The sequence below is a fragment of the Rhodococcus sp. OS5 genome (assembly GCF_056837585.1).
This window is the reverse complement of record NZ_JBWWRK010000002.1, coordinates 316,805-330,267: the sequence shown is the minus strand read 5'-3', so window position 1 is coordinate 330,267 and position 13,463 is coordinate 316,805. Positions and strand designations below refer to the sequence as shown.

General features: G+C 59.5%; 7 protein-coding genes and 2 pseudogenes. 5 read left to right on the top strand and 4 right to left on the bottom strand.

Going from position 1 to position 13,463, the window contains the following annotated elements; all coding sequences use genetic code 11:
- Nucleotides 1–41: 41 nt before the first annotated feature.
- The 4 genes and pseudogenes from ACVZUB_RS31470 to ACVZUB_RS31455 all read right to left on the bottom strand — a co-directional run bounded on the left by ACVZUB_RS31470 (nucleotide 42) and on the right by ACVZUB_RS31455 (nucleotide 4,071).
- A complete protein-coding gene (locus ACVZUB_RS31470) occupies nucleotides 42–791 on the bottom strand; it encodes a GAF and ANTAR domain-containing protein (RefSeq protein WP_042445282.1) in 750 nt (249 codons plus the stop codon).
- Between the two features lie 382 nt (nucleotides 792–1,173).
- Nucleotides 1,174–2,454, bottom strand: a pseudogene (locus ACVZUB_RS31465) (IS256 family transposase).
- 192 nt (nucleotides 2,455–2,646) lie between these two features.
- Nucleotides 2,647–3,527: pseudogene (locus tag ACVZUB_RS31460) on the bottom strand (phytanoyl-CoA dioxygenase family protein).
- A 19-nt stretch (nucleotides 3,528–3,546) separates the two neighbouring features.
- Nucleotides 3,547–4,071, bottom strand: coding sequence for an imine reductase family protein (locus ACVZUB_RS31455; RefSeq protein WP_358345288.1), 525 nt, complete (start codon nucleotides 4,069–4,071; stop codon nucleotides 3,547–3,549).
- A gap of 117 nt (nucleotides 4,072–4,188) precedes the next feature.
- Here ACVZUB_RS31455 and ACVZUB_RS31450 point away from each other — a divergent pair, with 117 nt between their 5' ends.
- The 5 genes from ACVZUB_RS31450 to ACVZUB_RS31430 all read left to right on the top strand — a co-directional run bounded on the left by ACVZUB_RS31450 (nucleotide 4,189) and on the right by ACVZUB_RS31430 (nucleotide 13,357).
- Nucleotides 4,189–5,646 (top strand): APC family permease, encoded by a 1,458-nt coding sequence (locus ACVZUB_RS31450; protein WP_482628940.1) that lies wholly within the window; start codon nucleotides 4,189–4,191, stop codon nucleotides 5,644–5,646.
- 475 nt (nucleotides 5,647–6,121) lie between these two features.
- Nucleotides 6,122–7,060: a phospholipase D family protein gene (locus ACVZUB_RS31445; RefSeq protein ID WP_064688359.1), complete on the top strand. Its 939-nt coding sequence runs from the start codon at nucleotides 6,122–6,124 to the stop codon at nucleotides 7,058–7,060.
- 725 nt (nucleotides 7,061–7,785) lie between these two features.
- Entirely contained in the window at nucleotides 7,786–8,043 is a 258-nt protein-coding gene (locus ACVZUB_RS31440; protein ID WP_029256882.1) for a hypothetical protein, read from the top strand.
- A gap of 4,220 nt (nucleotides 8,044–12,263) precedes the next feature.
- Nucleotides 12,264–13,046, top strand: a complete 783-nt coding sequence (locus ACVZUB_RS31435; RefSeq protein ID WP_029256883.1) for a ParA family protein — start codon at nucleotides 12,264–12,266, stop codon at nucleotides 13,044–13,046.
- A 116-nt stretch (nucleotides 13,047–13,162) separates the two neighbouring features.
- Nucleotides 13,163–13,357: a hypothetical protein gene (locus tag ACVZUB_RS31430; protein ID WP_232354273.1), complete on the top strand. Its 195-nt coding sequence runs from the start codon at nucleotides 13,163–13,165 to the stop codon at nucleotides 13,355–13,357.
- Nucleotides 13,358–13,463: the final 106 nt, after the last annotated feature.

Below are 13,463 nucleotides of genomic sequence, written 5' to 3'. Positions count from 1 at the left end.
GGAGAGCTCACCATCGCCGCGTTCGCGGGGCCTCGTCATCTCTAGGTGATGCGCACACTCGCCAGCAGATCCTCTGCCACCGCCCGCAGTTTCGTGTTGGTGCGTTGAGACGTCTCGACCAACATCGCGAACGCCCCATCCGCATCGACACCGTGCACCGCCATCAACACCCCCTTCGCCTGATCGATCACCGCCCGCGAATCGAGAGCACGCTCGAGCTGCAGAGCCAACTGCCGGGCACCCCGGTAGCGTTCGGTACTGCCGATCGCATACCCAGCGGCAGTGGTGAACAAATTCATCAACGCCACCTCAGAACGGGCGAACCCGTCCGCACGGCTGCCGTACACGTTGACCGCACCCGCACGCACCCCGGGCTCGAGCGCAGGCAACGGAATCGACAGGAAACTCTGCACCCCGAATCGCCGGGCCTCGGACGCCAGACCCGGCCACCGCTCACTGGCAGTCGTGCGGTCCGCCACCACGATCTGCTCGCTCTCCGCGGCCTCGATACACGGACCCGCCCACGACCGATACTGCAGCTCGTCCACCATGACGACCTCACGGGACGTGCGCGCCGCCGTCGACGCAGCGCCCTCCTCATCGAGAACCGTCACCCCCGCCATGTCCGCATCCTCGATCAACTCCACCGCATGCTCACACAACCGGTTCAGATACTTCTCGATGTGACCGGCCGGATTCAACACCCGATACAGATCCTGCAACGCTTCGGCAGCCGCATCGAGCGGAGGAAACCACCCATCACCGACGGCAGCGCTTCGTACGACATCCATCCCACACCCCACACGCACTCCCACGAGACCGTGACGGCACACGACGAAAAACGGCAATACCCCGATCTCCACTTGTCAACAACTCACGAATGCCCGAACACGCCACCGCCAAACCCATGGCGGGGCCCGCCAGACCGGCAACCAAAAAAGGGAGGGTTCACCAGCGGTGAGGGGTACCGGCGTCCAGCGGACGACTGCTACACGCGAACTCGTTAGCGGGAGCCGGATCCCGCAAAAAAATCGCCGAACCACTCGTGGAGACCCATCACTTTGCTGCCAATAATGGCCCTCCTCGCGCCCGGCCAGTCCAGCGATTTCCACCAGTCTTCCCGTATCTGCTTGACCGGGTCTATCTCGCCAACGGTGTTTCGGCCAGTTTCCATCAGTATGTTTCCGATCCGGGCCAACGATCGGCGAACGTGATCGCAAACGCGTTCAGAGCAGGCTTCCACCGCACAATCCATCGTGCCTGGCCCTTGCCGGTCGGGTCCAGCGAACGCGTCACCAAATAGAGGCATTTCAGTGCGGCAGCTTCCGTGGGGAAATGCCCGCGCGCTTTGACTGACCTCCGATATCTGGCGTTGAGTGACTCAATCGCGTTGGTGGAGCAAAGCACTCGCCGTATCTCGGTGTCGTAATCGAGGAACGGGATGAACTCCTGCCAGGCATTGGTCCACAACCTGATGATCGCCGGATACCGGTTCCCCCAGCGCTCGGCGAGATCGTCGAAGGCTGCCCGCGCTGCCGTCTCGGTCGGGGCGGTATAAATCGGTTTGAGATCGTGTTTGAGCCCGTCCCAGTGCTGACGCGACGACAACCGAAAGGTGTTGCGAATCAAATGGATCACGCATGTCTGGACCGTGGTGGCCGGCCAGACGTTTTCGACGACTTCCGGTAGGCCTTTCAATCCGTCGCAGACCAGGAAGAACACGTCCCGGGTGCCCCGATTTCGGATATCCGTCAGCACCGACATCCAAAATTTGGCGCCCTCACCGCCGGTGCCGGCCCACAATCCGAGCACGTCACGGTGGCCGTCGAGACTGACGCCGATCGCGGCGTAAATCGGCCGGTTGGCGACCTGACCGTCTCGAACTTTGACGACGATCGCGTCGATGAAGATTGCCGCGTATACCTCATCGAGGGGTCGGGCAGCCCAGTCCTGCATTTCCTCGAGCACTTTGTCTGTGATCCGCGAGATGGTCTCTTTCGAGACCGAGGCGCCGTAGATTTCGGCGAAGTGGGCGCTGATCTCACCTGTCGTTAATCCTTTGGCATACAACGACAACACGATCTCATCGACCCCGCTGAGGCGTCGTTGTCGCCTTTTGACGATCTGCGGCTCGAACGTCCCCTACCGATCACGAGGGACGTCGATCGGAACGTGACCGCTGGCCTCGGTCAACACCGTTTTCGATCTGGTTCCGTTGCGAATATTGGACGATTCCCGATCCGGCGGAGCGTGGTTCTTGTCGTGCCCGAGGTGCTCGGTCATCTCCTCGTTCAGCGCGGTTTCCAGGACGGTTTTGGTGAACTGCTTGAGCAACCCGTCCGGCCCGGTCAGCGACAGGCCCTGCTCCTTGGCCAGGCGCACCAACTCCGCGGCCGCCGCAGCTTCCGCGGAGGGCTCGGTCCTCTTCTTCGTCACATCTTCCAGTGTCGTCATCTTGGCACCTCCTCGCCGAGCATTCACTCAGCGTCTCGGGCCGAAACACCGATCTAGGGACAGTCCCGCTTGACCACCAGCAGGTTTACGGATGGCACGCAGACGGTCACGCTACGGGCTATTTCTCGATTCGAACCCCAGAAACTACTGAGCGAGTTGGGTTGCGGGTGACAACCGTGCAGGTTCTTGAGTTCAGCGGGCAGTCGGGAGTTCGACGGCGCCGTTTTCGAGGAGAACGTGTGCGTCGATCATCTGACCGCCCCGTTCGACGTAACCCATCAGGTTCGCTCCGGACCCCCAGCCGAGCAGTCGCTGTACCTCTTCGGAAAGATCAAGCAGTTTTTCACGCGGGATTGACAGGTATTGGTTCTCTTCCTGACGTAAGCAGGCGAGGTCGAATGCCATCGTCAAGCCGGTCCGTGGCGCCTCGGACGAGTTGTTACCACCGCCGTGGTACGTAGAACCGGTCCAGATGAGGGCAGCACCGGCCCGCATTACGGTCGGCGCCGCTTCGGCTTGTTTCGGGCCTCGTTGGTCGTCCCACCGATGGCTTCCGGGTATGACGAGGGTGCCGCCGTTTTCTGCTGTGAAATCGCTGACCGCCACCATGATCTGCAGTCGGCCCTCGCGTCCGTAGTCGGGGTGGCGCCACAGAAAGCTCGTGTCGTCTCGATGGAGACGCTGGGCACCCTGCCCTGGGTGGATTTCGATTGCCTGAGTGACACCGATCTGGATATCAGGCGTGATTTCGATCTGGTCGTCTCCGACCCAGACGGACAGGGGCACCTGAAGGATCTTCTTGGCGGCCCCGTAGTAGAGCGGGTGGAGCGCGATCTCGGGCATGAGGTCGATCCGACCGAACAGCCCTCCTGCTCTTCGCGTTTGGGTTCCGGCGAAGAATTCGTCTTCTCCGTAGCCGGTGCTTTCAAGGACGGGGCCAAGTTGGGCGCGCAGCTCGTCGAGCTGGGGGTGTCGAGGAAATCTTCGACGATGACACCGCCGTCGCGGTGGATCACGTCGACGATCTCGTCGACTGTTGTTGTCGAGGGCAGGGCGGTGAGGTGATTGGCCATGGTTGTCATTGATGTCTCCTTAGATTGCGGATTGAGGGTTGGCGGAGAGTGTTTCGATTTGGGCGAAAATGCCCTTGTCCCCGTGCCCGGCTGCGCATGCACGTTGCAAGTTGTCGAGATTCGCCGTCATCAGAGCGGCGCGTTGGCCTGCTCGCTGCATCGATTGTTGCCAGGCTTCTACTGCGGCTGCGTATACGTTCAAGGTTGCCTGATCGGTCTCGTACTCTCCGGATTCGAACGCTTTGAGTGCTTCGTGAAGGAGTTCGAGAAGTTTGTCGGTCCACAGGTGCAAACTGTGGCGCATCTCCGCGATCGCGACGTCCTCGGACCGCACGTACGCTGCTGCTTCGTGGAAGGCACCGAGCGCGACGTTGAAGAATGCGCCTGCCATGGCCGCGTCGATCACGTTGGCGGCACCGGGACGGGCTCCGACATATCGTGATTGGGCGGCGATGGGTGTCAGAAGGCTCTGGACGTCCTCCCACACGTCCTCGTCTCCGGAATAGTTGATCCCTGAACTTTCGGTTCCGATGTCCTCCGTCATGTGACTGACATCACTATCTCCTGAGGGCTATCCCGATCCTCACACGCGCGATCGCGGCCGATCCCGGCATATAGCCTCTGCCCGCACTCGACAGTGCACAAATTCAAGGACGCACATATGAATCACTCGTCGAATAATGCTGTAGCACAGACTGATACGGAGTCCATCAACCTTGAATCCGGCCATCTCAGCCGCCTTCAACTGACCTCGCTGGCCATCTCGTCAATGATCCCTGCCGTCGGCATGGCGTCGTTTCCAATGCTGCTGGTCCTCAACGCAGGACTCGGTGGTTGGGTCGCTGCTCTGCTCGCAGCGCTGACAGTCATCTGCGTCGGCAGAGCAGTAACCGTCTTCGCTAGCCGGTATGTCGCCTCCGGATCGCTCTACTCCTACGCCGGCGAAGTATTCGGGCGATGGGCACAGTCACTGATCGGAGCCTCGTTGTTCCTCGGGTATCTGGCGATGGTCGCAAGCATTTTGCTGGTCATCGGCGCGTACAGCGGTAGCTTTCTGCAATCTATCGGCATCGACGGCGGCCTCGATCGCCCTGCACAAATCGCGATCTACCTCGCCTCCGCAGCAATTGTTGCGGCGATCACCTGTCGCGGCCTAGATGTTTCGATCGTAATCGCGGTCCTACTCACCGCGATTTGTCTTCCACTGTTGCTGGCCATTACCGGGGCGAGTGCGATTCACACTGGTCTACATCTGCAGGAACAACTGACTCTTCAGGGCGCGTCCGTCAGCGGGATCGTGGCCGGCATCGCATCCGGAACTGCGTTCCTGGTCGGTTTCGAGGGGAGCGCGGCCCTGGCCGCGGAGACCCGCGACCCGAAGAAGAATGTGCCGGCCGCCGTGATGCGTGTTCCCATCGTGCTTGGAACCTTGTACGTGATCGCAACCTTCCTACAGGCACCAGGAATCACGGAGACGTCCGACCAAATCCTTTCCGGCACATCATCCCCCGCCGCCCTGGCCGAGAATGCGGGCTTACCGACCGCAATGGGACAAATGACGGACCTCGTTGTCGCCGTAGCCACCTTCGCCGCGCTGATCGGATTCGTCAACTACGGATCCCGCTTCGTCGCCACTCTGTCAGCCGAAAAGCTTCTACCACAAAGGTTCACACGCATACACTCCCGATTTCACAGCCCTGTTTCCGCAATCCTGCTGATCATTCTCGGTGGCCTCTTCGGCATTTGCACTTTGGTGATCGGCGTCACGGGCCCACTTCCTTCCATCTATAACGCAGTGTCAACTCTGGTCGTCTATTTCTGGGTGAGCCCATACGTCGTCATCAGCATAGGCGCCGTGATGCTCCTCTTCCGCGAGCGCGCAGCCACCGCCGTGACAATCGCAGCACTGATCGTCGGTGCCGTCGCAACCTCATGGATCTATCTCAACGGAATCTTCTTCCCCGCACCGTCTCCAGTCAGTGCCATGTCCTACGTTGCGCTCGCAACCATCACGCCGGCCACTATCGCCTTTTACCTGATGGGGCGTCGAAGCCACGCTGACGCCTCCCAGCCGCCACCTCACCTGAACTCGGAACGAGCGACGGCCCGAGAGCAGTAGACGAACCTCAACCTCAAGCAAACAAACCGGCTTCCCGACGCAACGCATGGGTTCATCAGCTCATGAAGACCACGCCAATCGACCTCCACTGCAAGCTTGAGAAGCTCTCTGCACGTTCCTCTTTCGAGCGCCATCACGAGCCACCACGCCCACCCTACCTCGGCGGGATCGCTCAGGCGGAGAGTTTCCCGGTGAACTGTGCAGGGCGCTGTTCGAACGGGCGGCAGACGCCTTCCCCGGCACGTCCGCCCTACTACTGCCACTGTCCCGTATCGGATTCGCACGCCGAATCGACAGCGTTGCAGTAGCACTGGAAAATCACATCGCCTGGCCCCGCGGGGGTGATCGCCACACCGTTCCACTACCTCCACGACAGACATCCGGACGATGCTTCTGCTTCGGAGGTGACGCAGAACAACAGCAACTTCACTCAGGCGCCATAAATCGGGCCCGATTCGCGCTACCGTTCTAGGTTATGGGGACCAGCTTCCACGGACCGAACCCGTGGCCACACATCACTCGCGCAATCCGCACGCGAGGCCCACGCTATGCCGCTGTCCCCTACCTTGGACACCTTGCGCCTGAACTACTTCCACTTCGCAGTGGAGACCTTCTGGTCGTCAATGCTTCAACCGCGGCGATCCGCGCCCACGCCACTTCACCTGTCGTTCTTTCGCACTACCTCAGCAAGGGCGTTCGCATCCTCTCGTCGTCAGCATTGCACGCCAAGGTCATCGTGACGAACCAACGAGCTGTAATCGGCTCGGCGAATGCTTCCGAAAACTCCATATTCTCCCATGAGGCGGTCATCATTTCCGATGACCCTCAAGTGGTCGCCGACAGTCGCGCATTCATCAACAACATCGACGAAACCACCACCGTAGACCAGACATTCATCGACAACGCTGAACGCGAATGGGCAACCGGGCGAGCCGTACCCATCCCCGGCATCGCAGGACGAATTCAGAACCTCGACAACGACTTTCTTCCAACTCCGACCAACAGAGTATTCATCAGGCGCCACGAGAGCCATCCTCACACGCGCACCCCACCTGTGAAAAAGCCTTCAACGAAGGAGCTTTCGGTCGATCCGACAGCGAGATACCGACTCGAAACGCTCACAATCGAAAAGCCATGCAGCATTGCACGCGGGGACGTCGTCATTCGCGTCTCCATGGATGACGAATTGCTACTGCCACCCGCTGCCGTGATATCCAATCAGGAAAGAATGCCCCTCTCCCCCAGCCAATTTCACTGCTTTCTCCGCGTTCGCAACGATCTAGTGCCGCTTCCTGCTGCGGACGTCGAAAAGCGTCTCGCCGACGTTGGGCATCCCAGCGCACAACTGAGGTCTAACCACTATGTTCGCTCCCCCAGCCTTCGGGCCGAACTCTTGGCACTGTGGAGCCATTGACCCCGAGGAACACATGTTGACGAAACACACAGCACCCGTTCGAACGCAAGTGCACTTCTCTCCCGATATGTCGACCCGAACATTGCACTGGCGGAAGTCGAACAACACGCGACTTTGCTGCCCCACCTGCCGAACGAAATCCTTTGCGTAACTGCGATGAAGAGCATTAACCGCGGCATTGCACGCAGATGAACCTCGCGCCAACCGAAGTCCCGTCACGACTCGCCCGCGAACACGAAACGTAAAATTCTCCCCGTTCGAGATGCACATTCGACAAGAGGCCACATCGAGTTTTCCTTTCCGGATCCTTCCGACGACCCCCCCGTCCACTGTCCACAAGTTCCTCTCCTCGTCACACGACAGTGCGCTGCGGAGGCAGCAGCTCACGCGTGGGCTGCCCCACCCCTCCCCCTCGTTCAATCACACATGATTGCACCCGGCATTTCAGAGCATGAGCGCTAAGCATCTCCATCCGCTCCTCAAGTTTCGAACCGACTCCGACACGAGAACGCCTTCGAACGAGCCGGCGCCGACACACCCAGGATCCGCCTTCGGTGAAGCCTTAGAAACACCCCATCGGGCTCGTCGCTGGACGGGCCGGCGGCGGCCTGTGACGCGGGCCGCCGAAAAATCCCACAGAACTCCATGGCAACATCAACCACACGCGACACACCGAACAAGCGCGCCTACCCGTATCAGTTACAGATTGGTTCTAGTCTTTCCTCATGGCACAGCACAACAAGGGACCTCGCGGACACATCGCGACTCGTGCTCCCCTCAAGCAGCACAAGGTGTACGAGGATCGGGCCGCCGAACTCGGAATCCCTGCTGGGGACTACTCCGTGCTCATACTGGCCATCACACACGGACTGGACATACCGGACTACATCAGCGACAAGCTGCATCCGGAGCAGCTAAGACTTCTCGAAGTCGAAGCGGCCGGATCGTTGCGTCGCATCGAGCAGCTTGCGGTCGGCGCATGAACTATCCCTAGACAGCGAACAACCCCCAGGGCTTGGCGGCATCGGGGGCTGTCCGTTTATGCGGTTGTGGAAGCTTCCCAGCTTCCTGACCACCACTAACCCAGAGAAGGAAGAGGCGGTGACCACCACTACCTCGAAAGGAAGAGGCGGTGCTTACTCGATGATATCGCAGAAACGCAATTCCGCCATACCCGCGGACGTGTTCTCGGTGTCATTTCTGGCACGTCCAGATCACATTTCAGCTTTCGCGACGCCAGGATCACACTTCTGCGTACCGAATGTCCCCTCCGAGCAGGCCAGCACCCTACCCATAGCGGTACCGATGTGCGGCCGCCGGATCGAACAGACCTCTCGAACGACCGCGGCCGCAACGCGCGTACAGCGGATCCGCAGAGAGGGAGGGCGCCCCTAGCCGGCAGCGAGCGAAGTACCCCGATACCTAACTAAACAGCGCAGACCTCTTGAAAAGTACAAAGGCCCCCGAAGGGGGTGATTGGGAGCGGACCGCATCGCGGCGAAATAGGACTGGCAGGTCCTTGACGTCGACTGAGAACTGGCAGGTTCTCCGACATCCGTTCTCGAAACATTCTCGAGAGGTGAGCTTCGAAAGTTGGCGCTTTCTCTGCTCGTACTGCATCCCCTGGAAGGGACTTACCTATGGCAGGTATGTCTCAGGGTAGCGCATACCCTGAATACACCCCAACTCATTCCATATCACCAACCGTCGGCGTGTCGCGCATCGGCACCCGATCCGTTGTCTCTCAATCGACAGAAGTCGACGAATGGCAAGCAGCAGTCGACGACGCGCTCGCACGTGTGGCTCGTATCGAAGCCGCCGCACGACAACTCAACGAGCGCACTGACCAGCGTGGGCGCTCTTGGTCCCTCCCCGTCGAACCAAAAGAACAAGCACGCGTTCCGGTCTGGACTTCACGCAGGGAATGGCTCCGCCAGTTCCGGCACCACACCACCACTCCGGCCGGCAAGGCATTGTGCGCGCGCAACCTGATCAGGCCCGACAAGGCTTACCTCGTGGCACAAGCTCACGCACATTTCGCCGAATCCCACACAGGCCGCGGGGTCTGCGCAGCCAAGTCAACAATCGCTGCCCGGGCCAAAGTCAGCGAATCCTCGGTCAACCGCGCCAGGAGAGTGCTCATCGCTCTTGGAATGGGCATCGAACACGTCCGGGGGCGAAACCTCAAAACCCTGGAATTTCTCGCTGCTGAGGCCCACCACGGGGGTCAACAGCACCGCGCTGCATCGACATGGTCACTGTCTTCTCCTCGAACAGTCGTAGCAACGACACCACCTCGAAAGGTCGCCAAGACACGGCCGTCTCGTGCCTCTGAGAGGGCTCCCCGCCGCAGGGTTCGGAGCTCTCGGGGGGACGGCCTCAACCGAGTCAACCCGCCCAACACCGGTCGACCAGGGTCGATAGGAGCTGACACCCTATCTAGTGTTGGTTTTTTATCTTCTGAAGTTCTTCCGTTAGGAAGAACTCACCAACGCGTACACGCGCGAACTCGGCCGACATCGAAAAAACGAAGCAGCGCTCGGACACCGCGGCCTCTGGCACTTCAAAGGACTGCGGCTGAACTCGTGAACCATGCTCCGGCCCTCAGACCACCCGGACATATCGGGGTGATCTGCGATCTTCTCCGCGATGTCAAAATCGATACGACTCGGTGGACCGGCCGTGACATCGCACTGACGCTCTCCCGTGACACAGCAGACCGGGGGTGGATCTGGCCGACGAGATCAAGCCTGGGTTCGCCGTTGGGCTACCTCAGACGAAGGCTCGACGGCATCGACTGGACGAGAGAATCCCCCAGCGAACAGCGTAGGTCGGCCGACCTGGCGAGAAAGAGGGAACAACAACTACTCGAAAACTCACACGTACACCGCACGAAAATGGCAGCGGACCCGGACCACCGCGCGAGGAGTCTCGCCAGCATTCGTGCGCACCTGAGCAAACTTCAGCATTGAGGCCGTCCAATCCAAGGCTGCAGTGCACGTCCAGAATCGCGCCGCATGGTGGGCAACGAGTGCTGGCGAGAAGGATTGCGCTTGGATAAAGCCCTGCTTGCCCTGGTCTGAATACGCGTGAGGTGGTTGATCGTGCACTGAGAATCAGGAGGACGGTATTTGGGTCTATGCATTGCACTCGACCCCCGCTTTCGAAGGACTGAACCCGCCCAAACCAGTGAATAGTGGCCGTCGGGGCGCATAGTCACGTCGGAAACTGCCGTCCCGGATGCCGAGACGTTCGCACGCCTGAGGACGTGTCGCCCTGTCGTGCGTCCCGCAATGCTGCGGTGCGTCTGATCCTGAAATTTAATTTTCGCAGGTAGAGGCTATTTTGCGCGGAAGAATGGCCTTGCGATCACTGCATGTGACGCACGCGTTGCGAGGCATTCTGATCGCGCGTGCCATACACGCAATGCGTGCGTTGCAAGGCATGCATTGCATGTAAGGCACTACTGTTGCGGGCAACCGTCGGCCACCTTGTGACGTTCGTATCCGCCGACACGGCAGAGTAGGCGTCCTGCACGGGATTCTCACAGACACTTGACTTAGGTCTTGATCGCCGCCACTCCCCCACCCGGTCGAATGGACACGCGTGTTTGGTTGTACCGAACTGCGCGACGCTGGGTGCGAGTGCCCGCATGCGAAAATTCTGCTCGTGAAGCAGTGAAATCGGCCCTCACAGTGCTGATCATCCCCACCGTATCCCCTAACCTGATTTCGTCACTGTGACGATAACTCCATGCCTGCTTGGATTCGCTTTGATGCCCACACGTCGACCGAACCTCGGCCCCATTCGGACCTCGGTATGTCGTTTGCCTTGTACCTCCGGAGTCACACACTCGACGCGCATTTCGCGCGGAAATTTCGATTGTGCACGGGTCCGGAGGTACCTGGGATGTCTCGGAAAACATTCTTCGCGAGTCAGGTGAACACGCCATTTGGCCAATGAAATCTGCTGTAGTTGCAACTCTCAATAAACTTAGGTGTCCCTCCGCCCAACCAAAATGGGGATTCAGTGTGGTCGTTCGCCCCTCCTCGCCGCGTGCCGGAAGCCACTTTCAGTGCACGTCTCGCGGTTCATTGTGTGCCCTCGTGCGGGTCTCGGCCTTCCGAGCCCGATGAGATGAAATATGTTCTGGCTTCGACTGACAGCATGTGCATCTGTCGACCTACCGCCGCGGGGCAGTATCAGAGATTTTCTGAAGTGGCAGCCCGTTCCCGCCGGCCTCGAAATGATGCCCTGGGTACGAACTGGCTGAATATGGTCGCTCGGCGACTTCTGAACAATCCGTGCTGTCCAAACCGGAATGGTCGAATCCCCCTGATCTCGGGCCTCGAGCCAGTTGGCATTCCAGGAGTTTCAGATCGATCTCCTCGACAATCTCGCTGCGAACTATCTGCCTCCTGGTTCGATTCGGGGCCTGCGACATGTCGGGATCGGGCGATCACGACAGTCAATCTGCTCTCGGCCGGTCGAACCTTTGCCTCGATGTCTGATCTTCGTGGCGAATTTCTTGATTCGTTCGAGACCAGTTAGTGCTGTGAACAGCACTTTTGCGGGCGCATGCAGTGCATGCAATACATGCAGCACGTGCAAACCATGCAGACCACGCGATGCATGCGCTGCGAGTTCTCCATGCACAACGCCGTACGCACTGCATGCATGCAATGCGTGATGAGCATTCACTGCGTGAAATGCGTGCTATGAGTGCATTGCGACGGGCGCACGCATGTCACGCAGTGCACGCCGAGCGAAGAATGCGAGGGTTGCAAACAATGCAGGGAATGCGTTGCACGTTATGCAAGCGTGTATTGCAATACGAGCGTGTCTAGCAACGCAAGCATTACGCGCAATGCTTGCAGGAATCGCATTGCGAGCATGGTTTGCGCGTAACGCAAAGCATGCACGAAATGCACGACACGCACAGAGTGCAAGGCTTGAACGACATGCATTACATGCGTGTTATGCTACGCGCGCACGTAATGCACAGTGTGCGTGTCTAGCGGGCAGAGCAGCTACAGCATGCAATGCATGCGGTGCTCAGATTGCATGTGACGCACAGTCTGCATGCGATCCACGTACGGCGTGGACTGCGCACACGGCAAGCAATGCCCCTATTGCATGCATTGCGTGATTTACACGCAATGCACGCCCCGCAAGCGTCAACGCCCTCGATGAAAGGTCCGCAATGCAGCCACGCAAAATCGCACTCGGCAACCAGAAGGGTGGCGTAGGCAAGACGGCCTCCACGCTCGGGCTTGCCAGCGCCATCACCGCGGTCGGCGGAAAAGTACTCGTCGTCGATATGGACCAGCAGGGCAATACGACCGGCGGCCTCGGCGTCACGCTCGAAGAGGGCATGATGACGGCCTACCACCTCATGAACCAGACCAGGGAAGGCATTGCAGCGGAGGCGATCATTGCTACTCCATGGGATGGCGTCGACCTCATTCCAGCGGACGAAGAACTCGGAAAAATCGAATCGGATGGGTCGAACGACCTGGTGTTTCGCCTAGACGTTGCGTTCGAAGGGCTCGACCTTTCTCCGTATGACGCCGTGCTGTTCGACTGCCCTCCCAATATGGGCAAGGTGCTGTTCGCGGTTCTCATCGCAGCAGATGGCGTTGTCGCGATCACCGAACCCACAATCGACAGCGTCGGTGGTGTTCAGAAGCTCGAAGAGACGATCGACACCGTTCGTAAACGCGCAAACCCCAAGCTGGCGTTCGACAAGATCGTGATCAGTCGTAAACGCTCCACTGGCGAACATGAGTTCCGAGAGAGCGAGTTACGGGAGACGTACGGAGCTCTCGTCGCCAAGACGTCGATCCCGGAACTCGCGGCTCGTCAGGATGCGCATTCGAATCGCACTCCGATTCACCAGTTCAAGGGCGGAAAGGCTTTGACACTGCAACTTGCATACAGCGACTTGCTCGCTGAGTTGCCCATCGTGATCGGAGCACCGGCATGAGCGTGAAGCGGGAACCTGCCATTCGTAAGACTCACCCGGCTGAACTCATCCCGGAACGTCCGCCTAGGGGAGACACGACCCCTGCGACACCTGCACCTGCGCCATCGTCGCCTTCAGTGGACCTCAGCGGCCGCAAGGACGAGGAAGAGAAGCTGTCGATGACCCACAACACGCGCATCAAACCTTCCACCAAGGATCGCCTCCGGCGCGGTGTCGACAAGTTGCGGTACGAGACAGGCGATCGCGAAATCAGCGAGGCGTCGATGACCGAGGCTGCGCTGGACGAATACTTGAAGGCCAGAGGACTGTAGGACACTGCGTGCACGGCATGCACTGCGTGCATGCACTCCAAGGATTGTCCTGGTTGTGAATTTCCGTCACGGGCAAGGGCATCTTGTACTTCGGCGGGAAGACCTA

Coding starts and splice junctions, on each gene's coding strand:
- ACVZUB_RS31470 (WP_042445282.1), bottom strand. CDS start 791: ATGGATGTCGTACGAAGCGCTGCCGTCGGTGATGGGTGGTTTCCTCCG.
- ACVZUB_RS31455 (WP_358345288.1), bottom strand. CDS start 4,071: ATGACGGAGGACATCGGAACCGAAAGTTCAGGGATCAACTATTCCGGA.
- ACVZUB_RS31450 (WP_482628940.1), top strand. CDS start 4,189: ATGAATCACTCGTCGAATAATGCTGTAGCACAGACTGATACGGAGTCC.
- ACVZUB_RS31445 (WP_064688359.1), top strand. CDS start 6,122: ATGGGGACCAGCTTCCACGGACCGAACCCGTGGCCACACATCACTCGC.
- ACVZUB_RS31440 (WP_029256882.1), top strand. CDS start 7,786: ATGGCACAGCACAACAAGGGACCTCGCGGACACATCGCGACTCGTGCT.
- ACVZUB_RS31435 (WP_029256883.1), top strand. CDS start 12,264: ATGCAGCCACGCAAAATCGCACTCGGCAACCAGAAGGGTGGCGTAGGC.